This is a genomic window from Micromonospora sp. NPDC049203, from assembly GCF_043197215.1.
In the GTDB taxonomy this organism is placed as follows: Bacteria; Actinomycetota; Actinomycetes; order Mycobacteriales; family Micromonosporaceae; genus Micromonospora.
Genome location: NZ_JBICSV010000005.1, coordinates 377,855 through 400,781, shown reverse-complemented (window position 1 = coordinate 400,781; position 22,927 = coordinate 377,855). Strand labels below are relative to the sequence as shown.

Annotated in this window: 25 protein-coding genes; 8 read left to right on the top strand and 17 right to left on the bottom strand. The window is 75.1% G+C overall.

Annotation, left to right across the window (positions count from 1 at the left end; all coding sequences use genetic code 11):
• Nucleotides 1–9: 9 nt before the first annotated feature.
• From ACGFIA_RS17180 to ACGFIA_RS17170, 3 genes are read left to right on the top strand one after another with little or no spacing between them, the layout of a single operon-like run.
• On the top strand, nt 10–888 hold the full coding sequence (locus tag ACGFIA_RS17180; protein WP_357384217.1) for a hypothetical protein: 879 nt from the start codon (nt 10–12) through the stop codon (nt 886–888).
• Nucleotides 881–3,553: an FtsK/SpoIIIE domain-containing protein gene (locus ACGFIA_RS17175; RefSeq protein WP_393260807.1), complete on the top strand. Its 2,673-nt coding sequence runs from the start codon at nt 881–883 to the stop codon at nt 3,551–3,553. Before ACGFIA_RS17180 ends, ACGFIA_RS17175 begins: the two co-directional genes overlap by 8 nt.
• Nucleotides 3,550–4,221, top strand: coding sequence for a hypothetical protein (locus tag ACGFIA_RS17170; RefSeq protein ID WP_357478496.1), 672 nt, complete (start codon nt 3,550–3,552; stop codon nt 4,219–4,221). The genes ACGFIA_RS17175 and ACGFIA_RS17170 overlap by 4 nt, the downstream gene beginning before the upstream one ends.
• Nucleotides 4,222–4,306: 85 nt before the next feature.
• Here ACGFIA_RS17170 and ACGFIA_RS17165 read toward each other — a convergent pair whose 3' ends face one another.
• Nucleotides 4,307–5,584, bottom strand: a complete 1,278-nt coding sequence (locus ACGFIA_RS17165; protein WP_357478493.1) for a JmjC domain-containing protein — start codon at nt 5,582–5,584, stop codon at nt 4,307–4,309.
• Nucleotides 5,585–5,587: 3 nt separating this feature from the next.
• Complete coding sequence (locus ACGFIA_RS17160) at nt 5,588–5,890, bottom strand: hypothetical protein (RefSeq protein ID WP_026268594.1); 303 nt, start codon at nt 5,888–5,890, stop codon at nt 5,588–5,590.
• A gap of 187 nt (nt 5,891–6,077) precedes the next feature.
• Here ACGFIA_RS17160 and ACGFIA_RS17155 point away from each other — a divergent pair, with 187 nt between their 5' ends.
• Nucleotides 6,078–6,821, top strand: coding sequence for a PIG-L deacetylase family protein (locus tag ACGFIA_RS17155; RefSeq protein ID WP_357478490.1), 744 nt, complete (start codon nt 6,078–6,080; stop codon nt 6,819–6,821).
• Between the two features lie 104 nt (nt 6,822–6,925).
• Here ACGFIA_RS17155 and ACGFIA_RS17150 read toward each other — a convergent pair whose 3' ends face one another.
• From ACGFIA_RS17150 to ACGFIA_RS17105, 10 genes are all read right to left on the bottom strand, one after another.
• A complete protein-coding gene (locus ACGFIA_RS17150) occupies nt 6,926–7,354 on the bottom strand; it encodes a DUF2267 domain-containing protein (protein WP_357384206.1) in 429 nt (142 codons plus the stop codon).
• Between the two features lie 5 nt (nt 7,355–7,359).
• Nucleotides 7,360–7,542, bottom strand: coding sequence for a hypothetical protein (locus ACGFIA_RS17145; protein WP_357384204.1), 183 nt, complete (start codon nt 7,540–7,542; stop codon nt 7,360–7,362).
• Between the two features lie 94 nt (nt 7,543–7,636).
• Entirely contained in the window at nt 7,637–8,506 is an 870-nt protein-coding gene (locus tag ACGFIA_RS17140; RefSeq protein WP_357384202.1) for a DUF72 domain-containing protein, read from the bottom strand.
• Nucleotides 8,507–8,554: 48 nt separating this feature from the next.
• Nucleotides 8,555–8,953: a TraR/DksA C4-type zinc finger protein gene (locus ACGFIA_RS17135; RefSeq protein ID WP_269706492.1), complete on the bottom strand. Its 399-nt coding sequence runs from the start codon at nt 8,951–8,953 to the stop codon at nt 8,555–8,557.
• Nucleotides 8,954–9,135: 182 nt separating this feature from the next.
• Nucleotides 9,136–9,765, bottom strand: a complete 630-nt coding sequence (locus tag ACGFIA_RS17130) for a uridine kinase (RefSeq protein WP_357473864.1) — start codon at nt 9,763–9,765, stop codon at nt 9,136–9,138.
• Nucleotides 9,766–9,863: 98 nt separating this feature from the next.
• Nucleotides 9,864–10,472: a winged helix-turn-helix domain-containing protein gene (locus ACGFIA_RS17125; protein ID WP_357384197.1), complete on the bottom strand. Its 609-nt coding sequence runs from the start codon at nt 10,470–10,472 to the stop codon at nt 9,864–9,866.
• A gap of 292 nt (nt 10,473–10,764) precedes the next feature.
• Nucleotides 10,765–11,325 (bottom strand): winged helix-turn-helix domain-containing protein, encoded by a 561-nt coding sequence (locus ACGFIA_RS17120; RefSeq protein ID WP_393260800.1) that lies wholly within the window; start codon nt 11,323–11,325, stop codon nt 10,765–10,767.
• Nucleotides 11,326–11,377: 52 nt separating this feature from the next.
• A complete protein-coding gene (locus ACGFIA_RS17115; protein WP_357473870.1) occupies nt 11,378–11,869 on the bottom strand; it encodes a rhodanese-like domain-containing protein in 492 nt (163 codons plus the stop codon).
• A gap of 35 nt (nt 11,870–11,904) precedes the next feature.
• Nucleotides 11,905–12,357: a cysteine dioxygenase family protein gene (locus ACGFIA_RS17110; protein ID WP_357473873.1), complete on the bottom strand. Its 453-nt coding sequence runs from the start codon at nt 12,355–12,357 to the stop codon at nt 11,905–11,907.
• Between the two features lie 104 nt (nt 12,358–12,461).
• Complete coding sequence (locus ACGFIA_RS17105) at nt 12,462–12,839, bottom strand: signal peptidase I (protein ID WP_357473876.1); 378 nt, start codon at nt 12,837–12,839, stop codon at nt 12,462–12,464.
• A gap of 70 nt (nt 12,840–12,909) precedes the next feature.
• On the opposite strand from ACGFIA_RS17105, the gene ACGFIA_RS17100 reads away from it, so the two are divergent.
• Together ACGFIA_RS17100 and ACGFIA_RS17095 are read left to right on the top strand one after the other, a co-directional pair.
• Nucleotides 12,910–13,302, top strand: a complete 393-nt coding sequence (locus tag ACGFIA_RS17100) for an ankyrin repeat domain-containing protein (protein WP_357384188.1) — start codon at nt 12,910–12,912, stop codon at nt 13,300–13,302.
• Between the two features lie 23 nt (nt 13,303–13,325).
• Nucleotides 13,326–14,291, top strand: coding sequence for a DUF3500 domain-containing protein (locus tag ACGFIA_RS17095; RefSeq protein WP_393260795.1), 966 nt, complete (start codon nt 13,326–13,328; stop codon nt 14,289–14,291).
• Nucleotides 14,292–14,364: 73 nt separating this feature from the next.
• On the opposite strand, the gene ACGFIA_RS17090 is transcribed toward ACGFIA_RS17095, so the two are convergent.
• The 5 genes from ACGFIA_RS17090 to ACGFIA_RS17070 form a co-directional block, all read right to left on the bottom strand.
• Nucleotides 14,365–14,868, bottom strand: a complete 504-nt coding sequence (locus tag ACGFIA_RS17090; RefSeq protein ID WP_393260792.1) for a DUF2231 domain-containing protein — start codon at nt 14,866–14,868, stop codon at nt 14,365–14,367.
• A 76-nt stretch (nt 14,869–14,944) separates the two neighbouring features.
• Nucleotides 14,945–15,685, bottom strand: coding sequence for a GAF and ANTAR domain-containing protein (locus ACGFIA_RS17085; protein ID WP_393260789.1), 741 nt, complete (start codon nt 15,683–15,685; stop codon nt 14,945–14,947).
• Between the two features lie 167 nt (nt 15,686–15,852).
• On the bottom strand, nt 15,853–18,147 hold the full coding sequence (gene secA2, locus ACGFIA_RS17080; protein WP_393260786.1) for an accessory Sec system translocase SecA2: 2,295 nt from the start codon (nt 18,145–18,147) through the stop codon (nt 15,853–15,855).
• A 161-nt stretch (nt 18,148–18,308) separates the two neighbouring features.
• Nucleotides 18,309–19,397 carry a zinc-binding dehydrogenase gene (locus tag ACGFIA_RS17075; RefSeq protein WP_357384177.1) on the bottom strand — a complete coding sequence of 363 codons (1,089 nt, stop codon included), beginning with the start codon at nt 19,395–19,397 and terminating at the stop codon, nt 18,309–18,311.
• Complete coding sequence (locus ACGFIA_RS17070; protein ID WP_393260783.1) at nt 19,390–20,412, bottom strand: Gfo/Idh/MocA family protein; 1,023 nt, start codon at nt 20,410–20,412, stop codon at nt 19,390–19,392. Before ACGFIA_RS17070 ends, ACGFIA_RS17075 begins: the two co-directional genes overlap by 8 nt.
• 202 nt (nt 20,413–20,614) lie before the next feature.
• Between ACGFIA_RS17070 and ACGFIA_RS17065 the strand changes: the two genes are divergently transcribed.
• A complete protein-coding gene (locus ACGFIA_RS17065; RefSeq protein ID WP_393260780.1) occupies nt 20,615–21,640 on the top strand; it encodes a glucosyl-3-phosphoglycerate synthase in 1,026 nt (341 codons plus the stop codon).
• Between the two features lie 28 nt (nt 21,641–21,668).
• The gene (locus tag ACGFIA_RS17060; protein ID WP_357384171.1) at nt 21,669–22,823 is read left to right on the top strand and encodes a glycosyltransferase; all 1,155 of its coding nucleotides are present in this window, start codon (nt 21,669–21,671) and stop codon (nt 22,821–22,823) included.
• Nucleotides 22,824–22,927 lie beyond the last annotated feature (104 nt).

Below are 22,927 nucleotides of genomic sequence, written 5' to 3'. Positions count from 1 at the left end.
GGCCCGGCCGTGTCCATCGTCGAGGACATCGGCGCGCAGGTCCGTGCCGCCGCCGAGGAACTGCCGCTGGCGCAGCTCGCCGTCGCGCTGGAGAAGCTCGGTCAGGCGCAGGAGCGGCTGCGCTGGGTGCGCCAGGAGTCGTCCGACCCGATGGGGGTGCCGGAGCTGTCCTCGGCCACCGAGCACGCCGAGACCGCCGGTTACGCGCTGCGCGTGGCACAGGAGCAGCTCACCGCGTACCTGGCCGCGATCGGGCTGGCCCCCGACGGCGCGCGCCCGGCGCCGCCGGGCGAGGCGCGGCCGAAGCACGACACGCCGCGCGGCCAGGAACCGCCCGCGCCCGGCCCGGCCGCCGAGCCGGGTGAGCAACCGGCGGTACGGCGCTGGTGGGCGGTGCGGGTGGCGGAGCTGACCGGCGGCCGGGATCCGGCGGCGGACGAGCCGGACGAGCGCGTCGGGGACGCCCACGAGTTGCTGCGCCGGGTGGCCGCCGGGGTCCGCTCCGGCGACCGGGACCGGCTGCACCGCGAGCTGCGCCGGGCACACGCCGACGTGGGGCTGGGGCTGGCCGCGATCACCCCGCCGCTGCTGCGCGAGCTGGCCGGTGAGCTGCTCGGCCATCCGCCTCGCGCGGACGACCTGCCCCGGCTGCGCGGCGCGCTGGACTCGCGGGTCCGTGACCTGCTGCCCGGGCTGCCGCCGCCGGTGCTGGACACGCTGCTGACCCGGGTCTGCCGGATGCCCCCGCCGCGCCGCGCCGACGACGCGGAGCAGCCGCACGCGGCCGACCCGGCGGTCACCGCCGGCGTGCTCACCGGCGTGCTGCTCGACCGGCTCGGCCGGGACCTGCCCAAGGACACCGACGAACCGGAGCCGCCCCGTGCCTGACGTCCGCGCTCAACTGGTGACGCGGGTCCGGGGGATGCTCTCCGAGGCCCTGGGCGCCACCCGTACCCGCCTCACCGCCGCCGAGGCCGAGCTGGCCGCCGGGCGGGAGCGGCTGGCCCGTACCCGCCGGGCCGCGGCGGCGGTGCCCGACCGGGTGGGCGCCGCGCGCGACCGGCGCCTGGCCGAGATCGACGCCCGGCACACCGCCCGCCTGGCCGAGCTGGCCCGGCGGGCCGCCGCCGCGGCGCAGCGGGAGGCGCCCGGCGCGGCCTCCGCGCCCTGGGACCGCTGGCAGGCCACGCCCGCCGGACGGTCCGAGCCGCCGGGCGCGTCGCGCATCGGCACGGTACGCCTCGACGGCGCCGAACCGGTGCCGGCGCTGGTTCCGCTGCTGGACGCCGGGCACGCGCACCTGGCCGGCGGCGATCGGGACGGCCTCGCGGCGGTGGTGCCGGCGCTGCTGCTGCGCTCGGTCGGGCGGGCCGACCCGGGCGCGGTACGGCTGTACGGATACGACCCGGAACACCTGGGCGGCGGCCTGGCCGGGTTCGCGCCGCTGGGCACTGCCGGGCTGCTCACGTTCGTCGGGCCGGGCGGGCTGGGCCGGCTGCTTGACGACCTGGTGGAGCAGATCCGCCGGATCAACGCCACGGTGCTCGCCGGTGAGTACGGCTCGCTGCGTGAGCTGGCCGCCGCCACCGGACGCCGCCCGGAGCCGTGGCGGGTGGCGGTGCTGCTCGGCGGCGACGAGCTGTCCCGGCACGAGCGCGGCCAGCTCGACCGGGTGGTACGCACCGGCGCGGCGTGCGGCGTGCACCTGGTGGTCCGCGGCATCGAACTGCCCGGCGACCCGACGGTCACCCGGATCACGGTGGAGCCGGACGACGCCCGTATCGGCGGGCTGCCGGTGGTGCTCGACGCGCCGCCGCCGCCCGCCCTGGTCACCGAGACGTGCCGCACCGTGGCGTCCCGGGTGGCCGCCGGCCCGCCGCCGACACCGTTCACCGACCTGCTCCCGCCGCCGGAGGAGTACTGGCGGGAGGACTCGGCGCACGGGCTCACCGCGCCGGTCGGCGAGGGCCCGCACGGGCGGCAGGTGCTGCTCACCCTCGGCGACTACCCGCCGCACGCGTTGATCGGCGGCCCGTCGGGCACCGGCAAGACCAACCTGATCTTCGCCTGGATCGGCGCGCTCGCCGCCCGCTACTCCCCCGCCGAGCTGGAGTTCTATCTGCTGGACTTCAAGGAGGGCGTGTCCTTCGCCCGGTTCGCGCAGGGCCGGCGGGATCCGAGCTGGCTGCCGCACATGCGGCTGGTCGGCATCAACGTCAACACCGACCGGGAGTTCGGCCTGGCGCTGCTGCGCTTCCTCGCCGAGGAGCTGCGCCGCCGCGCCGACGCGGCGAAGAAGCACGAGGTCACCAAGCTGGCCGAGTTGCGCGCGGTGGACCCGGACGGGCACTGGCCGCGCATCGTGGCGGTGGTCGACGAGTTCCAGGCGCTGCTGGCCGGCCGGGACGTGGTCGCCCGGGAGGCCGCCGACCTGCTGGAGGACCTGGCCCGGCGAGGCCGGTCGCAGGGCATCCACCTGGTGCTCGCGTCGCAGGACGTGCGCGGCATCGAGGCGCTGTGGGGACGGCCCGCGCTCGTCGCCCAGTTCACGCTGCGGATCGCGCTGCCCAAGGCGCTGCGCATCCTGGCCGAACGCAACGACGCCGCGCAGTCGCTGCCCCGCCACCACGCGGTGATCAACGCCGAGTCGGGCCTGGCCGAGGGGAACGAGGTGGCCCGGATCCCGTCGGCCAGCGACTGGGAGACGTGGAGCGAGCTTCAGCACCGGCTGTGGCGGATGCGCCCGCAGGACGCGGCGCCGGCCCGGCTGTTCGACGGCGACGCGATCCCGAAGCTCGCCGACGCGCCGGACTTCCGCGCGCTGACCGCGCCGGAGCAGGGCGTGCCGCGCAGCCCGGTGGCGCTGCTCGGCGAGATCATCGACGTGCAGTCCCGCTCGGCGGCGCTGCGGCTGCCCCGCGCGCCGGGCCGCAACCTGGCCGTGCTGGGCACCCGGGTGGACGAGGCGTGCGCGGTGCTCGACGCCGCCGCCCGCTCACTGGCCCGGCAGTACCGGCCCGGCACCGCCCGGTTCTCCATCGCCTGCCTCGACCCGGACGCCGACCCGGCCGCCCGTGCCCTGTACGAGGACCTGGAAGGCGACGCCTCCTGGTACGACGAGGAGACCGTGCCGGAGCTGATGGCCGAGGTGGGCGACGGACTGGGCGCGCCGGGTGCGGCGCGTACCCCGCACTTCCTGCTGCTGTACGCGGTGGACGCGGCGGCCGCGGCGCTGGCCGGCAAGGCCGGTACGCGCACCGGGCTGGAGCAGCTGCGCCGGATCCTGCACGACGGGCCGGAACGGCGTACGCACGTGCTGGCGTGGTGGCGTGGCGTGGCCCGGATGCGCGTCGACCTGGGCGGCGCGGGCGCGCGCACGGACCAGATCGGCGCCTGGGTGGCGCTGGACGTGCAGGGCGGCGAGCTGGGCTCCTCGCTCTATCCGGGCAGCGGCGGCCCGGACTGGTATCCCCGGCCGTGGCGCGGTCTCTACTTCGACCGGGCGGTGCACCGCACCGGACAGGTGATCATCCCTTATGGTCCCTCCCGATGAACGAACCGGTTGCCAGTGAGACGTACAGCGCGCAGATCCGCCGGCTCGCCGAGCTGACCGCCCGGGTGACCGCACAGCGGGCCGAGGCGCACACCTGGTTCGCCCAGCAGGTGGCCGCCGCCGACCTGGCGGTGGCGCGGGCCGACGAGCAGGTCCGGCAGGCCGAGGAGGAGGTGGCCGAGGCGGCCCGGCTGGTGGAGCGCGTCGACGGCGAGGTCGCTCACCTGTGGACGCAGCTGCGGGCCCGGCTCGGCGTGAGCGCCCGGCGGCTGGGTGACCCGCCCGGCCCGGTCCGCGGCGCCGCCGGTGATCCGGTGCCGCTGCTGCGCGCGGTCCGGGAGTTGCTGGAGCGCACCGGGGCGCCGGGCGAACTGCCCGGCTCGGTGAACCCGCTGCTGATCGCGTGCGGAATCGGCGGCGCGCTGGTGGCGTACGCGCTGGGGGTGGGTGCGCGGGCGCTGGGCGCCGGGTCCAGCGGCGACCTGGCGGTGGGCCTGCCGGTGCTGGCGCTGGTGGTGACGCTGCTCGGCCCGGTGATCGGGCTGGCGCCGGCCCGGCTGCTGGCCGACCGGCGGCACGCGGTGCTGACCCCGCGCCCGATGATCCTGGTGGCCGCCTCGGGTCTGGTGACGACCCTGCTCCTGCTGACGGCGACATACGCCCGCTGACCCCCGGCCGGCTCCGCCGCGTCGATCATGAGGTTGGCGGCGCGACACGCCGTCGCGCCGCCGGTCAACCTCATGATCGCGCCCGTCAGGCGGGGACCAGGACCGCTTCCTTGAGCAGGCGGCGGGCCAGCACCAGGCGATCGGCGTCGTCGTCCAGGCCGGGCAGGTCGCCGACCCGCGTCACCTCGCCGGTGAGCAGCGCGCGCAGCGCCGCCTCGCAGGTGCCGGGCAGGGTGAGCGTCCGGTCCGGCACCCGCAGCGTGATCCGGCCGTCGGCGGCCGGGGCGAGCTGCCAGCGCAGGCCGCCGCGCGCCGTGACCTCGCTGTCCGGCGTCAGCCGGGCCAGCGCCCGCGCCTGCGCCAGCGGCCGGATCGGCGCCGGTCGGGACGCCGGCCAGACCCGGGCCCGCAGCCGGCCGGCCACCGCCGCCGGGTCGGCCCGCAGCAGCCAGTCGCGCAGCGCCTCGACGGTCTCGGTCAGCTCCGGCTCGACCGCGTCCGGGTCGGCCAGGTCGAGCCCGAACGGCAGGCTCGCGCGCAGCCGCGCGTCCTCGGCGGCGAGCGCGAGCAGTTCCTCGACCACCGCGTACCGGGTCAGCGCCCTGATGCCCACTGTCAGGTGCAGCGAGCTGGACTCCTGCGCCTGGGCGCTGTGCAGCCAGCCGCGCGGCAGGTAGAGCGCGTCGCCCGGCTCGAGCACCACGTCCAGCTCGGGGCGTCCTTCGGCGGTGGCGGAGACCTCGTCGGCCCGGCCGCCCCAGGGCTGACGCTCCAGCGGGTCGGCCAGCACCGGGGGGTGGATCCGCCAGTGCTTGCGCCCGTCCACCTGGAGCACGAACACGTCGTGGGTGTCGTAGTGGGTGGCGAAGCCCTGACTGCCGGCCGGGGTCAGGTAGGCGTTCACCTGCAACGGCTGGGCCAGCGCGGTGCCCAGGTCGCGGGTGAAGTCGACGATCGCCGGCCAGGTGCGGTGCAGGCCCTGCAGCACCAGCGTCGCGCCGTCGGCGTACAGCGCCAGCACCTTCTCGTCGAGGACCTGGTCGCCGATCTCGGCGCCCGCGCCACCGCCGCCGGTGAACCGCGCCGCCGGCACGAGCTGGCCGTCCTTGGCGACCCGCAGGAACGGGGTACGCAGGCCGCGGCGGCTGAGCAGCTCGTCGGCGTCGGCGGGGCTGAGCAGGTCGGCGAAGCCGTGCGGGTTGGGCAGGTCGGCGGCGCGGGACAGCAGCGGGCTGCGCCCCCAGTGGTCGGCGGCGAACTTCGCCGGATCCACCGCCACGCACCGGGCCAGCGCCTCGGACGCGGAGAACGCAACCGCCGGGCGGCCGTGGCCACCCGGCGGGTCGGCGTGCGTGGTGCTCATGTGTCAGGCGCTGCCGTCGGCGCCGCCGTCGTGCTGACCGGGGGTCGCTCCACCGTCGGCCGGGCCCTCGGCGCTGCCGTCCGCGCCACCGTCGTGCTGACCCGGCGTCGCGCCACCGTCAGCGGGGCCCTCGGCGCCACCGTCCGCGCCACCGTCGTGCTGACCCGGCGTCGCGCCACCGTCAGCGGGGCCCTCCGCGCCGCCGTCCGCGCCACCGTCGTGCTGACCCGGGGTCGCACCGCCGTCGGCCGGGCCCTCCAGGCCGCTGCCGCCGCTGCTCTGGATGTCGTCGTCGTTCAATGCCATGGGTGCTCCCTCGGTGTGCCGCCCCGCGTCGTGCCGGGGTCCGTGTGCAGCGGGTGGTACCCCACGCCCGATCTTCTCTAACCACACCGTAGACGCCCGGACGCCGTCGTACGGACGGTTCGCGGGGCAAGCGGCCGGGAGGGCCGGATGCCAGGATGGCGGGAGGACGACAGGCGAGGAGACGCACGTGACGCAGCCGGAACCGCTCACCCCGCTGACCGAGGACTGGCAGCGGGCGCTGGCAGTGGTGGCCCACCCCGACGACCTGGAGTTCGGCGCCGCAGCCGCTGTGGCGCGCTGGACCGGGCAGGGCAAGGAGGTCGTGTACTGCCTGCTCACCAGCGGTGAGGCGGGCATCGACGGGATGACGCCGGAGCGCGCCCGGGTGGTGCGCGAGGAGGAGCAGCGCGCCTCCGCCGCGGTGGTCGGGGTGCCCGTCGTCGAGTTCCTCGGCCTGCCCGACGGGCTGCTGGAGTACGGCGTGCCGCTGCGCCGGGCCATCGCCGCCGTGGTGCGCCGGCACCGGCCGGACGTGGTGCTGACGAACAACTTCCGGGAGACCTGGGACGGGGCGTACGCGCTGAACCAGGCCGACCACATCGCCTGCGGCCGGGCCACGCTGGACGCGGTCCGCGACGCCGGCAACCGGTGGATCTTCCCGGAGCAGCTCACCGACGGCGTCCAGCCGTGGTCGCGGGTCCGCGAGGTGTGGGCGGCCGGGTCGCCGGTGGCCCGGCACGGGGTGGACGTGACCGACACGTTCGACAAGGGTGTCGCCTCGCTGCGGGCGCACGGGGCGTACCTGAGCGGGCTCGGCGACGGCGGCTTCGACGCCGAGGAGTTCCTGGAGGGCATGGCCCGGCCGGCCGGCAGCCGGCTCGGCGCGCGGTTCGGCGCCACGTTCGAGGTCTTCCCGATCAACCTCCAGTAGAGCGCGGTGATCGTCGACGCTGTCGCATTCGCCGGGCTGCCGGTCTCGCGCACGCCGGCGGCCCGCCCCGCCGAGGGGGCGGGACGGGCCGGTCCGGGTGCCGGTCAGGGAATGAGCTGACGCAGGTCCTGCGGCAGGGTGGCCTTCACGTCCTGCCACTCCCCCTGCGTGACGTGCCGGCGCAACGTGTCCAGCACGACCTGCGCCACCCGCTGCGCGCCGCCCTCGACGTCGTACGGGAAGCCCTGGCGCACCTCGTACAGGAAGTCGTCGCGGTTGAGCTTGATCGGCACGTTCTCCGGCTGCCAGCCGTCGAAGTAGATCCCGCGCACCAGCACCGGCAACTGCTGGGCGAACTCGGCGCTCTCCCGCACCGGCAGCCGGTCGCGCAGCAGGTGCAGCACGGTACGCAACGCGGCGTAGGACTGGTTGCGCCGTTCCTTCGGCCAGCCGTACGCGGACTCGATCTCCTTGAGGATCACGTTCGTCTTGTCCAGCGAGGACTCGAACGCGGACAACAACTGCTCGGCCATCGGGCTCACCCCCGTGCGTCGGTCTCCCAGCGTCGGTCGTCGGCGCGGCGCGGCGGGCCGCTGGGGCCCCGCCACAGCCGGGTCGGACTGAACCGGCCGGGCCGCTCGCCCCGCCGGGGTGCCTCGGAGCCGCCGATCACGTGCAGTACGCCACCGCGGCGCCGGTCCGCCACCACCCGTACCGTCATGACCCACCTCCTCGTCGCGGCGCCTTTGGCGGCGCCACTGTCCATGCTGCGGCGGGGACGGGTGAGCGGGCCTCACCCGGATCGGGTGAGACGCTCAGGCGTCCAGCAGGCCGGCGAGCGTGGCGGCGTTGCGCTGCGCGTAGTCCCGGTAGCAGTTGTTCATCAGGACGTGCGTCTGCTCGGCGTCGCCGGCCAGCTCGCGCAGTTTCGGCGCCCAGTCGCGCAGTTCCCGCTTCGAGTAGTCGTAGCCGAACTTCTCGTGGATGTCCTTGCTGGTCCACTTGTCGCTGTGGCCGTGGAAGCGGACCACCGCGAGGTCGGCGGTGGCCGCGAGCACCGGCGGGACGGACGACTTGTGCCCCTGCGGCATGTCCACGCAGACGAACGGCAGGTCGTGCTCGCGCAGGAAACCGAGCGTCTCCTCGGCGTTGTCGCCGTCGAACCAGGAGGCGTGGCGGAACTCGAAGACCGGGCGCAGCGGCGCGCACCGCCGGGCCACCTCCAGCAGGTACTGCTTGTTGTCCCGCTTGATGGTGAACCAGGGCGGGAACTGGAACAGCAACGCGCCCAGCTTGCCCGCGTCGACCAGCGGGTCGAGGGCGGACAGGAACCGGGTCCAGACCTCCTCGTACGCCTGCGCGGGCAGGTCGCCGGGGTAGACGTTGCGCTTGCCGGTCTCCGGGCGCAGGTCCTTGTAGAGTGCGGAGACGCGGGTGGGGTGGCCGGTCAGCAGGCTGAACGCCTTGACGTTGAAGGTGAACCCGGCCGGTGTGCGTTCGGCCCACAGCCGGGCGGTCCGCTCGGCGGGCGGCGAGTAGTAGGTGGCGTCCACCTCGACCAGCGGGAACTGCCGGGCGTAGTAGGCCAGTCGTTTCTCCGGCGTGTCGGCGCTCGCCGGGTACCAGCCGGAGTCGAGCAGTGTCCGGTCGGTCCACGAGGCGGTGCCCACCCTGATCTCACCCATCGCGGGAGTTCACCGCGCAGCAGGACCGACCGGCAACCGGAACGGCGTTCAGGCCGCCCGCCGCTCCCGGGTCTGCTTGCAGGCCACGCAGGAGGTGGCGGACGGGAAGATCTCCAGCCGTTCCACCGGGATCGGGGCGGTGCAGCCCTCGCAGAAGCCGTAGGTGCCCTCGTCCAGGCGGGTCAGCGCGTGCTCGAACTGGGCCCGCCGGTCCAGGATGGTGCGCAGCAGCGACTGCGCGGTGTCCCGCTCGGCGGTCTTGGTGCCGCTGTCGGCCTGGTCGTCGCCGGCGGTGTCGCCGACCTCCACCAGCCGCAGCACCTGGCTCTGCGCCATGGTGTGCTCGTACTCGGCGGTCAGCTCGTCGTACCGCGACCGCAGGGACTGCCGGATCTGGTCGACCTCCGCCTGGGAGCGGCCGGTGGCTGTCGTGTCGTGGACGAGCATCGCTGCCTGCCTTTCCTACGTCCTCATACCGGACCGGGGCGGCCAGCGCCCCGGATCCGGTCCGACTGTGGATGCGCGGGCGACGAGATCACCCGTGCTCTGTGAGCCGGGCGATTACCCGTCCCCTCAGCGGACCAAACCGCCTGTTTCCTGAGTGTTTCCCGTGAGTCGGTAGGGGCTGGTCAGGCGGGTTCGACCAGGGCCGGGCGGCGCGGGTCGTCGGCCCGGACCACCACGTCGGCGAAGGACGCCGGGTCGACCTCGCCGGCGTAGCGGGCGAACGCGGGCAGGGTCCAGCGCAGCGCGGCGTCGGTACGCCTTTCCAGCGCCGCCGGGGAGAGCACGAGGTGGACGGTGAGGTCGAACGGCAGCGTGCCGCCGAGCAGCAGCGCGCCGCTGACCAGGACCACCCCGCCGGGCGGCAGTTCGACGTACGCGGCGCGGCTGGCCCGGTCGGCGGCGGTGTCCCACAGCGACGGCAGCAGCCGGCCCGAGCCGTCCGGACCGGCCGGGTCGAGCACCTCGCGGCGCAGTCCCGGTTCGTCGAGCCAGCTCTCGTAGTACGCGTCCGGGTTGGTGCGGCCGTGTTCCAGGCGTACCGAGGCCGGGCGCAGGAAGTCGCCGGCGCGGACGTGCAGCACGGGCCGGCCGGCGGCGCGCAGCGGGTCGACGAGCGCTCCGGCGAGCGCGTCCGGCCCGGCGGCGGGCGGGCCGTCCACGGCGACCCGCAGCCGGCCGGGTGTCCCGGTGCGGGCGAGACGCTCGGCCAGCTCGCTGACGAGCCGGTCGGGGCTGATCGGGCGGACGCGCATCGGACCATCGTGCCGCGCGGGCGGGCGGGTCACCACATGATCTGCTCCGGGCGGTCGGGGCTCCGTCCGGCGGCGATCGGCGGGTGGTGTCCCCGGTGTCAGCCGGTGCGGTCGATGGTGACGCGGGCGTCGTCGGCGAGCCGGTAGCCGACGCCGTAGACGGTGGTGACGAGCGGGACGTCCACACCGACCTTGCCGCGCAGCCGGCGCACGTGCACGTCGACGGTGCGGACGCCGGCGTGCTCGTACCCCCAGACCGCGTTGAGGAGTTGCAGCCGGGTGAACACCCGGCGCGGGTGGGCGACCAGGTGCAGCAGCAGGTCGAACTCCAGGCGGGTCAGCGGCAGCGGCTCGCCGTCGCGCAGCACCGACCGGGACGACGCGAGGATGTGCAGGGCCGGGATGGTCGGGGCGAGCGGACGCGCGGGGGCGCGGCCGGCCGGGACGCCGTCGGGCCGGCGCTCGGCCGGAACCGTGGCCGCGCTGACCACCGCGTCACCGTGTTCGAGCATCTCGCGGGCGGCGTCGAGCAGCCGGCGGGCGGCTGGGGTCAGCGACTCCTCGCACGCCAGGGGGATGGAGAGGGTGACGGTGAGCATGGGCGCAGCGGTGTTCGCGGGACGACGCTGGCCGCCGGGGGGCCGACCGGGGACCGCGGGTTGGGACGTATGCCATCCGGCGCGCGACGAGGCGGGGCTGACCGACATGGTCCTCCTTGGGCTGGTCCGGGTATCTCCCCACGGCCCGGGACGCCGCTGCATCGATGCTTCCCGGCGTCTCCGCGAGGGTCAAGGGGCGGCTGCGTTGCGTGAATGTGACATTTGACGAACACATCGGAGCCGCGTGCTCGCTCTGCGTGCGAGGCCCGTTGATTACAGCAGAGCGCCGGATCGCCTCTGGTAGGGGGGTCTGCCCCGGGGTTCACAATGCCGGATGCGTCGGCGAGGTCAACGCGGCGCACCCGGGATCCGGGTGCGCCGCGTGCCGGCCGGGCCGGGCTCAGGCGTCGCGGTCCACCGTGATCGCGGCGTCGTCGGCGAGGCGGTAGCCCACGCCGTACACGGTGGTCACCAGCGGCGTGTCCGGCCCGAACTTGGCCCGCAGCCGGCGGACGTGCACGTCCACCGTGCGCGCCACCGCGTGCTCGTAGCCCCAGACGTTGGCGAGGAGTTGCAGGCGGGTGAACACCCGGCGCGGGTGTTCGGCGAGGAACAGCAGCAGGTCGTACTCGATGCGGGTGAGCATGACCTCGGCGCCGCCGTGCCGGACCCGCCGGGTGCCGGTGAGGATGCGCACGCCGCCGGGGGCGAGCGCCGGCGCCTCGCCGCGGCGCAGGTCGAGCACGGTACGGCCGGCCGGGCCGTCGGGAGCGGCCAGTCCCTCGCCGGTGGCGGCGAGTTCGTCGAGCAGGTCGACCAGGCGCGCGAGCCCCGGCGTCAGCGGCCCGGCGCCGAGGTCGAGCGTGATGGTGAGCGTCGGTGCGGTACGCGGCCGGGGCGGCCCGGCCCGGTCGGGGCGGCCCGAGCGGGCCGGACGGGTGGTGAGGGCGACGACGGACATGGGAGCCTCCTGTGCGGGCGGTCGCCCCGCCCCGCCGGTCGTGGCGGGACGGTCAGCGGAGCGCCCCGCCGGCGGTGACCGGGGGCGCGGCGGACGAGGGTCGGGTCGGCGGGGTGGGACCGAGGGTGGGCAGGCCGGCGATCTGCCAGGCGGCGAAGCCGCCGACGACGTCGGTGGCCCGGCGCAGGCCGATGTCCTGGAGCGCGGCGGCGGCCAGCGACGAGGTGTAGCCCTCCTGGCAGAGCACGATCACCGGGACGTCGTAGCCGGTCGCCTGCGGCAGCCGGGCCGCGCAGCGCGGGTCGAAGCGCCACTCCAGCACGTTGCGTTCGACGACGAGCGCGCCGGGCACGGTGCCCTGCGCGGCACGCTGGGCGGCGGGGCGGATGTCCACCAGCAGCGCGCCGCCCCGGCACGCCAGGTGGGCCCGCTCCGGGTCGAGGCGGCGCAGGCGGGCCCGGGCGGCGGCGAGGATCTCGTCGATGCCGCGCGAGCCGGGCGGTGGGACCGGACAGCGCTCGGTGCGGGTGGGGGTCTGCGCCATCGGGGCGTCCTTCCGTTCGTCGGGGTTGCGGGGTGTCACCAGGCCACGCCGGCGTGGGCCACCTCGGCGACCCGGAGCCGGCCGGCGACGAGGTGGTAGCGGGTCATCCGGGTCAGCGCCGGCCGGTACACGTGCACGCTGACGGCGGGCGCGTCGCCGTGATTGGTGACCTGGTGCACGTGCCGTACGCCGAAGCGCCGGCCGGCTCCGGCGGCGAGCCGGTGCGGGCGCAGCCGGCCGCCGCCGACCGTCTCCTCGGTGAGCACGCCGGCCACGACCAGGAACGCGCCCGCGCAGCCGCCGTGGTCGTGCAGGTCGGTGCCCTGCCCGGGCAGCCAGCTCAACGCCCACACCTCGTGCTCGTCGTCGGCGTCCAGCCGGGCGTACCAGCGGTCGGACGCCTCGAACCGCAGCGGCACCGGCCAGGCGTGGGGGTCGGCCCAGCGGGCGGCGACGGCGAGCAGGTCGGCGGGAGCGGTGCTGGTCATCGGCGGTGCGTCCTCACGGTGCGGAGCGGATGTACCCGCACAGCTTAGACGGTAAAGCCTATCGGTTTAGTAGGTAATACCAGATGTTGGGACGCCGGTCGCGCTCAGCGGAGGACCGGCGGATCCACCTTGTAACCCGGCACCGACGGCCAGCGGACGGTGAGCACCGTGGACTCCCGCTCGGCGTACCAGGAGTGGTCCACGCCTCGCCCCCACACCACGTAGTCACCGGGCGCGCGCAGCACCACCGTCCGGTCCGGCAACTCGATCCGGAACGCGCCGCTGATCAGCACCAGCAGGGCGGTACGCCGCTCACCGGTGGCCCACCGGGACCGGGTCTCCCCCGCCGGGTGCAGGCCCCACTTCACCTCGACGTCGGTGCTGTGCCGCACGTCCCCGGCCGGCTTGAAGTGGCCCAGCAGCCAGCCCGCGTCGGTCGCGCCGTCCACCGCCGCGTTGCCCACGTACACCCGATCGTCCATGCCCGCGCCTCCCGTGCCCGGCTGGCGAAGCTACCAGGCGCGTCCGGCCGCGACGCCATAGCCTGGGCGGATGCCCGACGAACTCGACGACGAGACCATCGCCTTCGCCCACCGGATGTTCGACCTGGCCCGGGCCGGCGCCACCGAGGAGCTGGCCGCCAACGTGGACGCCGGGCTGCCGGTCAACCTCACCAACGCCAAGGGCGACACGCTGCTGATCCTCGCCGCGTACCACGCCCACCCGGAGACGGTGGCCGCGCTGCTGGCCCGGGGTGCCGACCCGGCCCGGGTCAACGACAGGGGACAGACCGCGCTCGCCGCGGCCGTGTTCCGGCGCCAGGAGGCGGCGGTCCGCGCGCTGCTCGACGCCGGCGCCGACCCGGACCACGGCGGCCCGTCCGCCGTCGAGACCGCGCGGTTCTTCGAGCTGCCCGACATGCTGGCGCTGCTCGGCCGCGCGTGACCGGCGAGCGGTATACAGGGACCGTGGACGATCCCGTACCCGAGCAGATGCGCACCGCCGCGACGGCGTTCCTGGCCGCGCTGGACGAACCGGCCCGCCATGCCGCCCGGCACGCCCTCGACGACGAGCCGGCCCGCCGGTGGCTGGAGTACCGGCCCCGGCCACGGCCCGGCGTCACGCTCGCCGGCCTGGACGTCACCGCCCGCAAGGCGGCGCACCGGCTGCTCGCCACCGCGCTCAGCCCGGCCGCGTACGCGCAGGCCATGAGCGTGATGGCCCTCGAAGAGGTGCTGGACCGGGCGGAGGACTGGCGGCGCGGCCGGCACAGCGGCGACTACTGGGTGGCCGTCTTCGGCGACCCGGCCCGCGACGACAGCTGGGGCTGGCGGTTCGAGGGACACCACCTGTCGGTGAGCATGACGGTCGCCGACGACCGCGTCTCCCCCGCGCCGATCTTCCTGGGCGCCAACCCGGCCACCGTCCGGCACGCCGGCCGCCCGGTCACCCGGCCGCTGGGCCCGGAGGAGGACCTGGCCCGCGAGCTGCTCGACGCGCTCGGTCCCGGCGGCCGGTCCGCCGCGATCATCGCCGCGGAGGCGCCCGCCGACATCATCAGCGCCACCCGGGCCACCGCGCCCGGCCGGCTCGACCCGCTCGGCGTACCCCGGGGGCGGCTGCGGCCGACCGGCCGGGCGCTGCTCGACCGGCTGGTCGCGCTCTACCTGGACCGGCTGCCGCCCGAGCTGGCGGCCCGGGAGGCCGACCGGCTCGACGGCGGCGAGCTGCACTTCGCCTGGGCCGGCCCGGTCGAGCCGGGCCGGCGGCACTACTACCGGGTGCAGGGCGAGGACCTGCTGATCGAGTACGACAACACCACAGACGACGGCAACCACGCGCACACCGTCCTGCGCCGCCCGGCCGGTGACTTCGGCGCCGACGTGCTGGCCGCGCACCACGCCGTTGCCCACCGGCCCGGCGGGCCTCGATGAGAGAGACGCGACGAACGCTCCCCCGGCGCTGATCCGCCCGTCCGGGCGACTCAGCTCGTCGGTGCCGGCCGGGTCAGAACGGGCGCGGGCGGGCGATCTCGACGGTGGACCCGGCCGGCACGTCGCCGAACGTCTCGAAGCCGCTCGGCTCGGTGACCCGCTCGAACTGCTGCATCAACCGCGCGCCCAGGCCCACGCCGACCGCGCCGACGGCGAGCGCGACGAGTTCGGCGGCGAGCAGGGCGCCGTTCGCGCCCCGCTGCGGCGCGTTCGCCCGGATCAGGCAGGACAGCAGGAACAGCCCCGCCATGACGGCGTTCACCAGGTTGAACGTCAACACGGTCCGGCTGGTCCGCCCGGCGCGGACGTCCCACAGGTCGACCAGGCCGGCGACGGTGGCGAGCCCGGCGGCGACGAGCGCGGCCACGGCGGTCCAGTAGCCCACCTCGCCGAGGAACGCCGGACCACCGGCCACATCCGCCAGGTCGAAGACCACGGCGCAGACGAACAGGCCGAACGGGAACGTGACAAGCATCGGTTGGATGGGATGCCCCTGCACCCGCAGCCGGCTCTGCATCGCTTCCTCCCCAGGTCGGCGCAGCTCACCAGTCCAGAGTGCTACCCGAGGCGCCGCGAGGCGAAACGACTGTCGCTCAGTTGTCCCGGGGCCGGGAGACGGTGAGCACGAGCCGCTCGGCCACCTCGCGGAGCGGGATGTCCAGCGAGGACGCGGCGCTGCGCAGCACCTGAAGGGCCTCCGGTGCCGGACAGCCCCGCTGCGTCATGATCACGCCCACGGCCTGCCCGACCACCCCCTCGGCCAGCAGCGCGTCGTCGAGCTGGCCGGCCCGGGTGGCGGCCCGCTCGCGGTCCCGCGCGGCGGCGAGCAGCAGCCCGGCGTGCTCGGCGAGCAGCATGGCGGTGAGCTGATGCCGGGGGGTGAGCGCGCCGGGCGACTCGGCGTACAGGTTGATCGCGCCGATCACCTGCTCGTCCACGTCGACCGGGGCGGAGATCACCCCGTGCACCCCGAGCGCCCGGGCCCGCTCGCTCCAGGCCGGCCAGCGCGTCTCGCCGGGCGGCCCGGCCGAGATGATCATCTCCCGGCGGCGGATCGCGGCCATCGCCGGCGTGTCCGGACCGTGCCGCAGGTCGTCCAGCTCGGCGCGGTCCGGGTCGGAGGCGGCCACCCCGGCCGGCTCACCGGCGCGCAGCACGGTGAAGCCACAGCAGTCCACGCCCGGCACGGCGTCGTGGGCGATCCGGACCAGGCGGTCCAGCGCCTCGTCGAACCCGGCCGCACCGATCAGGCCGGCGGTCAGCTCACGCAGCAGCGCGGCCGTCTCCAGCACGTTGAGGTTGTCGATCATGGGTTGGCGCGTGTCGAGGTTCATCGGGGTGTGGCACCCACCGTCCACGCGGTCTCCCCGTTCGGCACCGTTGCCTGTCCCATGTCCGTCCCTCCTGTGGCCGGGCCCCGGCCTACTACCCTCGCAGACCGCGTGCGAAACCGCGCAAAAAGGGCCCCTTCCCGGGACCGGGAAGGGGCCCTTCGCGACGGTCAGCGCGACCCGGAGATGAGCCGGCGGCCCACCGAGGCGATCAGCCGGTCCAGCTCCGAGCCGAACGGGTTGTCGTGCACGAGGTACGTCCAGGTGGCGCTCGGCCGTACCAGCTTCGACGAGTCCGGCTCCCAGCCCTCGTCGAACTCGGTCTCCTCGAACGTGGCCACGGTCCGCGTCTCGATCTCGGGCACCAGCGCGTTGAACGCCGGCACCGCGCTGCGGTGGAACTCGTCGAGCGGGTCGAGCCGGCCCAGCGCCCGCAGGTGCACGCCCTCGCGTACCTCGGACAGCTCGGCCAGGTGGTCGGCCCAGAGCCGGTCCAGGTGGTAGAGGGCGATCTTGCGGGCCACGTCGGCGAGCAGGTCCTCGTCCATCTCGCCGGCCTTCTCCGGCACCCGCTCCAGCAGCATCAGCGCGGCGATGTCGCTGGTCAGGAGCCGCTCGCGGCGCTCGGCGAGCGCCTTGCGCTGCTGCTCGATCACCTGGCTGTAGCGCCACGTGTTGCGGTGGATCTCGTGGTTGACGCCCTCGGCGACCCGCTGGGCGTGCTCGACCGCGTAGTCGACCTGCGGGTCGGTGACCAGGCCGTCGGCGTTCATCCGGGGTGAGGGCGGCACGGTGTCGCCGGCGTGCCGGACCACCAGGTCGTCCTCCAGGCTGACGAAGAACACCGACCCGCCCGGGTCGCCCTGCCGGCCGGCCCGGCCGCGGAGCTGGTCGTCGACCCGACGGCTGTCGTGCCGGCCGCTGCCGATCACGTAGAGGCCGCCCAGCTCCGCCACCCGGTCCCGGTCGGCCTGGTCGCTGCCGCCCAGCCGGATGTCCACGCCCCGGCCGGCCATCTGGGTGGAGACCGTCACCGCGCCGTACGCGCCGGCCTCGGCGATGATGCCGGCCTCCTCGTCGTCGTTCTTCGCGTTCAGCACCACGCAGGACACCCCTGCGGCCTCGAGCGCGGCGGCCAGCCCCTCGGACTCCTTGACGTCGAGCGTGCCGACCAGCACCGGCCGCCCCGCCTGGTGGCAGCGCGTGATCTCGTCGACCAGCGCCTCCTCCTTCTCGGCGCGGGTGGCGTAGATCCGGTCCGGCTCGTCCTCGCGGACGCAGGGGGTGTTCGGCGGGATCACCGCGACCTCGAGGCCGAAGAACTCGCGGAGCTGGTCACCGACGAGCACAGCGGTGGCGGTCATGCCGCAGACAGTGGGGTAGAGCGCGATGTACGCCTGCACGGTGATCGTGCCCAGCACCTCGCCCTCGGCGGTGGCGTCCAGGCCCTCCTTCGCCTCGACCGCGGCCTGGAGCCCGTCCGGCCAGCGGCGGCGCTGGGCGACCCGGCCGCGCATCTCGTCGATCAGCTCGACCGAGTCGTCCCGGACGATGTAGTCCACGTCGCGGTGCAGCAGGGCGTGCGCGTGCAGCGCCACGTTCACCGCGGAGAGCTGCCCGACGTGCTCCTCGTCGTACAGGTCGATGCCGCCGAGCTTGGCCTCGACGGTGGCGAGGCCGACCGAGGTGAAGGCGACGCTGCGGCCGTCGTCGGCGACCGTGTAGTGCTTGCCCTTGCGCAGCCCGCGCACCAGCGCGGCGGCGGCGTGCACCGGGTCCTGCTCGCCGCCGACGGCGCCCGCGAGCACCATCGGCACCCGGGCCTCGTCGATCAGGATCGAGTCGGCCTCGTCCACGATCGCGGTCTTCAGCGGCGGCTGCACCCGGTCGGCCAGGTCGGTGACGAGCTGGTCGCGCAGGAAGTCGAAGCCGGCCTCGCTGACCGAGACGTAGGTGACGTCGCAGGCGTACGCGGCACGCCGCTCGTCGGGCGTGGACGCCTCGTTCACCCAGCCGACGGTGAGCCCGAGCAGGTCGTAGACAGGAGTCATCCACTCGGCGTCCCGGCGGGCCAGGTAGTCGTTGACGGTGAGCACGTGCACCGGGCCGTTGCCCAGCCGCACGTGCCCGTACGCGGCGACGGTGGCGGTGAGCGTCTTGCCCTCACCGGTGGCCATCTCGGCGACCTTGCCGGACAGCAGCGCCATCGCGCCGAGCAGCTGCACGTCGTAGGGGCGCTGGTCGAGCCCGCGCCGGGCCGCCTCGCGCCCGATCGCGCAGATCTCCTCGTAACCCGACGCCTGGCCGGCGGCCTCGGTCAGCTCGGCGTCGGACAGCTGCTCCAGCTCCGCCTCGCGCGCCTCGATCGCCGGCAGCAGCTTCTCCAGCGGAGCCAGGTCGACTGTCGTCCCCGGGCGCTGGAGGAATCGACGGAACCTGGTCTTCAACCGTTGCGACACACCCATGAGCCGCAACGGTACGCGAACCGGAGCCGATTGTGACCCCCGCCCGCCGCGCGCCGGATCCACCCCTTCCGGTCCGCTTCCGTCGATCATGAGGTTGACGGCGTTTCGTGTCCGTTTTGTCGCCGTCAACCTCATGATCGACGCGTTCGGGCGAGGGCCCGTCAGGGGGTGAGGATCACCTGGAGTTCGGTGCGGCGGCGTTCGGCCAGGTCGGTCAGCAGGGCCGGGGCCTCGTCCAGCGGGACCACGGCCGAGATCAGGTGCTTGCGGATCACGTCGCCGTACTGGCGCAGCAGCTCCACCGTCTCCGCGGACAGCCGCTCCCGGTCCCAGGTGGGGGCCAGCCCGCGCGGCACCCGGCCGATCTGCGCGCAGCGCAGCGACAGCCCGTTGTGGTGGAACTCCTCGCCGAGCCGCACCGCGTCCGCGCCCGCCTGGTAGAACGCCAGGTCGATCACCGTGCCCTGCGGGCGCAGCAGGCGCAGCGCGAGCTGCAACGCCCAGTCCTGGCCACGGCACTGGAAGACCACGTCGGCGCCCCGGTCCCCGGCGGCGTGGTTCCACCGTGTCTTGAGCACCACTGCCGGGTCGTCGGCGTCCGGGTCGAGCGTGTCCAGGCCGAGCGCCTCGGCGACCTGCCGCCGGGCCGGCGTCGGGTCGACCACCACCACCGAGGCCGCGCCGTGCCGGCGGGCGAACAGCGCGGTCAGCAGCGCGACCACGCCGCCCCCGACCACAGCGACCCGGCGGCCGCGTACGCCGTCGCCGAGCGTGCGCACGTCCGTGCCGCACAGGTCGGCGGCGGCGTGCAGCAGCCCGTTGGCGCAGATCGGGCCCATGTGCGCCACGTACACGCCGAGCAGCGGGTCGAGGTCGTCGGGCAGCGGCACGAACCGCTCGGCGAGCGGGTCGGCGACCCAGCCGCTGCGGTGCCCGTACGTCATGGCGCCGACCTCGCCCACCGCGACGGCCGGGGTCCGGCTCTCCACCACGCGCCCCACCTGCATGTAGCCGAGCCGGGTCACCGGGTACGGCGTGGCCGCCTCGCCGGGCCGGAACAGCCCGAGCGCGGCGTCCCAGGTGACGTGCAGGTACGGGTTGGTGCCCTTGACGAAGCTCAGTTCGGTGCCGGCGGACACGCCGCTGTAGAGCGTCTCCACCCGGAACGTGCCGTCGCGCAGCTCCGGGGCGTCCAGTTCGGCCAGCTCGACCCGGCCGGGGCCGGGGACCACCACCACCCGGTCACGCATCGACGCTCACCCCCGCGTCCGCGACCGCCGCGGTGAGCCGGGCCGCCGGGCCGGTCGGCAGCGCCACCGGCCGCCCGGTACGCGCCGACTCGGCCACCGCGAGCGCGAGCCGGTGGGTGCGCAGCGCCTCGGCGTACGGCACCCGGACGTCGTCGCCGAGGCCGCACACGGCGTCGACGAACGCCCGGTCGACTGCCACCCGCGCGGCGTCCGGATCGGCGGGCAGGTGCCGTTCGCCGTCGCCGTCGCGCACTGTCAGGCCGTCCTCGGACAGCCACAGCGCCAGCCCGTCGGCGAGGACCTCCACGCCGGCCCGGTGCTTCCAGCCGAGCACGCAGGACGCGGCGAGCGTGCCGACCGCGCCGGAACCGAGGCGCAGCGTGGCAGCGGTCACCGAGTCGATGTCGGCGCCGTCGACCGGCGGCGGGGCGCCGTCGCCGTACGCGGTCACCTCGACCGCCTCGCCGGCCAGCAGCCGGATCAGGTCCAGCACGTGCGCGGCCTGCTCGACCACCGGGCCGCCGGAGCGGTCCCGCCGCGTCCACCAGGCCACCGGAGGCACCTTGTCCAGCCAGGCGCCGTTCACCATCCGGACCGGACGGCCGGCGAGCAGCCGCCGGGCCTCCTCGACCACGTGCAGGTAGCGCCAGTGGTGCCCGACGCCGGTGAGCAGTCCCCCCTGCTCCACCAGGGCCGCGATCCGCTCGGCGGTGTCCAGGTCGAGCGCCACCGGCTTCTCCACGAACATCGGCACCCCGGCGGCGACCACCGCCTCCTCGGCCGGTCCGTGCGCGAACGGCGGCACGCACACGTACACCGCGTCCGGGCCGGCCGCGAGCAGCTCGTCCACGTCGCGGAACACCCGGCCGCCGTACGTGCCGGCGAGCGACCGCGCCGCGTCCGGCGCGACGTCGGTCACGCCGAGCAGTTCCACGTCCTCGAAGCCGGTGAGCACCCGGGCGTGGCGTTGCGCCACCCCGCCGGCTCCGACAAGTCCCACCCGGCAGGCACGCATCGACCACAACCTCTCGCCACGACTCCAGAGACTGGGGTCACCACTCCCCCCGACGGCGTCGCGCCAAACGCCGCCGGGGGGCGCAACGTAACGTTCATCCGCCCGGAACCTCCCGGTACGCGCCAGGTGATCAGGTTGTTGGGCAAGATCCGGTTAGCGCGGATGCGGGATTGGGAAAACCAGGTCAGCGATTCCACCATCGATGGGGGTGCCCGTGCGGGAGTCAGATTCGACAGTCTCACCAGTGGTGGAGGCGTGGGCCACGTACCGCACCAGCACCGCCGCCGACTGGCCGGCGCAACTACTGGTGCGGGCCAAGGGGAACAGCCGGGTCAGCGTCGTGCTGCCAGCACGCAACGAGGAGGCGACGGTCGGCGCGATCGTGTCGACGGTCCGGGAACACCTGATGGACCGCGTACCGCTTGTCGACGAGCTGATCGTGGTCGACTCCCGGTCCACGGACCGGACCGCCCGGGTCGCGCGCGCGGCCGGCGCCGAGGTGGTCAGCCAGGACGCGATGACCAGCGGGCTGCCCCGGCTGACCGGCAAGGGCGACGCGCTCTGGGCCGGCCTGGCCGCGGCCGAGGGGGACGTGGTCGCGTTCGTCGACGCCGACCTGCGCGAGTTCCGGCCGCACTTCGTGACCGGGCTGCTCGGCCCGCTGCTCACCGACCCGAGCGTGGAGTTCGTGAAGGGCTTCTACCACCGGCCGCTGGTCGGCGCGGCGGGTGTGGAGCCCGACGGCGGCGGGCGGGTGACGGAGCTGATGGCCCGGCCGCTGCTGAACCTGTTCTGGCCGGAGCTGGCCGGTTTCGTGCAGCCGCTGGCGGGTGAGTACGCCGGCCGCCGGGAGGTGCTGGAGCGGGTGCCGTTCGTCACCGGCTACGGCGTCGAGACGGCCATGCTGATCGACCTGCTGGAACTGGTCGGGCTCGACGCGCTGGCCCAGGTCGACCTGGGTGAGCGCAAGCACCGCCACCAGGACACCGCCGCGCTGGGCCGGATGTCGGCGCAGATCATGCTGACCGCCTGGTCCCGGCTGCAACGACGCGGGTGGGCCGCGCCCGGGACGGCGCCGACCGCGCTGCTGACCCAGTTCCGCCGGGGCGGCTCGGAGGCGCTGCCCAACCTGGACCGCGAGATCGTGGTGAACGACGTGTCAGTGCAGGAACGCCCGCCGCTGGCGCAGTTGCGGCACCGTCTCCCCCGTCGCCGGGTCGCCGCGTGAGCGGGACGAGCCCGGGAGAGGAAAGCACATGACGCTCACCGTGCTGATGAACGCCGGGCCGTGGCTGTCCGTGCCGCCACCCGGCTACGGCGGCATCGAGAACGTGATCGCCACCCTGGTGCCGGAGTTGCGCAGGCTGGGCGTACGGGTGGTGCTGGCCTCGGTGGAGAGCAGCACGCTGCCGGTCGACGAGAAGATCGCCGTCTTCCCGGACGGCCAGTTCCACGCCTTGCAGCGGCCGTACAACCAGGTCTGCGGCGTCTCCCAGGCGCACCTGTCCGGCGTGGTGCGCACGCTGCACGCCCGCGACGACATCGACCTAGTGCACGACCACGTGGAGGCGGTCGGGCTGGCCACCCTCGCCGCGATGGGCCCGGACGCCCCGCCGGTGCTGCACACGCTGCACTGGGACCTCGCCAAGCACCCCGAGCTGTACGGCAACCTCGACGGCGGCGACCGGGTACGGGTGAACGGCGTCTCCGCGTCGCAGCTGGCGCGCGCCCCCGAGGCCCTGCGCGCGCACTCGGTGGGGCACGTGCACCTGTCCACCCCCCTCGCCGTGGACGCGGACCGGCAGCCGCCGGCGCCCAAGGGCGACCACGTGGTCATCCTCGGCCGGATCAACCCCGGCAAGGGGCAGGACCTGGGCGCCCGGCTGGCCCACGAGGCGGGCTTCCGGCTGGTGCTGGCCGGGCCGGTCGGCCCGTACCACCGGCCGGAGGATCTGGCCGCGGCCGGCGACGAGGCGCGGCAGAACCCGGACGTGCGCTTCTTCTACGACCACGTCGCGCCGCACGTCGACGGCGACCGGGTGCGCTGGGTCGGCACGGTGGCCGGGCGGGAGCGCGACGACCTGGTCGCCTCCGCGCGCGCGTCGCTGTTCCCGCTGCGCTGGGAGGAACCGGGCGGCACCGCCGTGGTCGAGTCGCTGTCGCTCGGCACGCCGGTGGTCGCCACCGCCCGCGGCTGCCTGCCCGAGCTGATCGAGCACAGCCGTACCGGCCTGCTCACCGGCGACGAGCAGGAGCTGGGTGACCTGGTGCTCGCCGCCGCCGGGCTGGATCCGGCCGAGTGCCGGCGAGAAGCGGCCCGGCGGTTCACCCCGGCCCGGATGGCGCAGCGGTACGTCGAGCTGTACGACCGGGTCCGGGCGGGCGTGGCGCTGCCGTTGCAGCCCGCCTGACCCGGTCGACCACGTCCACCGGCCCGCCCCGCGTGGCCGGGCCGGCGTTTGCCCCCGCCGGGCGCGGGAAACCGGCGCATCCCGCGGTGGCGAGGAGGCCGGCG

Coding starts and splice junctions, on each gene's coding strand:
- ACGFIA_RS17170 (WP_357478496.1), top strand. CDS start 3,550: ATGAACGAACCGGTTGCCAGTGAGACGTACAGCGCGCAGATCCGCCGG.
- ACGFIA_RS17165 (WP_357478493.1), bottom strand. CDS start 5,584: ATGAGCACCACGCACGCCGACCCGCCGGGTGGCCACGGCCGCCCGGCG.
- ACGFIA_RS17160 (WP_026268594.1), bottom strand. CDS start 5,890: ATGGCATTGAACGACGACGACATCCAGAGCAGCGGCGGCAGCGGCCTG.
- ACGFIA_RS17150 (WP_357384206.1), bottom strand. CDS start 7,354: ATGGCCGAGCAGTTGTTGTCCGCGTTCGAGTCCTCGCTGGACAAGACG.
- ACGFIA_RS17145 (WP_357384204.1), bottom strand. CDS start 7,542: ATGACGGTACGGGTGGTGGCGGACCGGCGCCGCGGTGGCGTACTGCAC.
- ACGFIA_RS17140 (WP_357384202.1), bottom strand. CDS start 8,506: ATGGGTGAGATCAGGGTGGGCACCGCCTCGTGGACCGACCGGACACTG.
- ACGFIA_RS17135 (WP_269706492.1), bottom strand. CDS start 8,953: ATGCTCGTCCACGACACGACAGCCACCGGCCGCTCCCAGGCGGAGGTC.
- ACGFIA_RS17130 (WP_357473864.1), bottom strand. CDS start 9,765: ATGCGCGTCCGCCCGATCAGCCCCGACCGGCTCGTCAGCGAGCTGGCC.
- ACGFIA_RS17125 (WP_357384197.1), bottom strand. CDS start 10,472: ATGTCGGTCAGCCCCGCCTCGTCGCGCGCCGGATGGCATACGTCCCAA.
- ACGFIA_RS17120 (WP_393260800.1), bottom strand. CDS start 11,325: ATGTCCGTCGTCGCCCTCACCACCCGTCCGGCCCGCTCGGGCCGCCCC.
- ACGFIA_RS17115 (WP_357473870.1), bottom strand. CDS start 11,869: ATGGCGCAGACCCCCACCCGCACCGAGCGCTGTCCGGTCCCACCGCCC.
- ACGFIA_RS17110 (WP_357473873.1), bottom strand. CDS start 12,357: ATGACCAGCACCGCTCCCGCCGACCTGCTCGCCGTCGCCGCCCGCTGG.
- ACGFIA_RS17105 (WP_357473876.1), bottom strand. CDS start 12,839: ATGGACGATCGGGTGTACGTGGGCAACGCGGCGGTGGACGGCGCGACC.
- ACGFIA_RS17100 (WP_357384188.1), top strand. CDS start 12,910: ATGCCCGACGAACTCGACGACGAGACCATCGCCTTCGCCCACCGGATG.
- ACGFIA_RS17090 (WP_393260792.1), bottom strand. CDS start 14,868: ATGCAGAGCCGGCTGCGGGTGCAGGGGCATCCCATCCAACCGATGCTT.
- ACGFIA_RS17085 (WP_393260789.1), bottom strand. CDS start 15,685: ATGAACCTCGACACGCGCCAACCCATGATCGACAACCTCAACGTGCTG.
- secA2 (WP_393260786.1), bottom strand. CDS start 18,147: ATGGGTGTGTCGCAACGGTTGAAGACCAGGTTCCGTCGATTCCTCCAG.
- ACGFIA_RS17075 (WP_357384177.1), bottom strand. CDS start 19,397: ATGCGTGACCGGGTGGTGGTGGTCCCCGGCCCCGGCCGGGTCGAGCTG.
- ACGFIA_RS17070 (WP_393260783.1), bottom strand. CDS start 20,412: ATGCGTGCCTGCCGGGTGGGACTTGTCGGAGCCGGCGGGGTGGCGCAA.
- ACGFIA_RS17065 (WP_393260780.1), top strand. CDS start 20,615: ATGGGGGTGCCCGTGCGGGAGTCAGATTCGACAGTCTCACCAGTGGTG.
- ACGFIA_RS17060 (WP_357384171.1), top strand. CDS start 21,669: ATGACGCTCACCGTGCTGATGAACGCCGGGCCGTGGCTGTCCGTGCCG.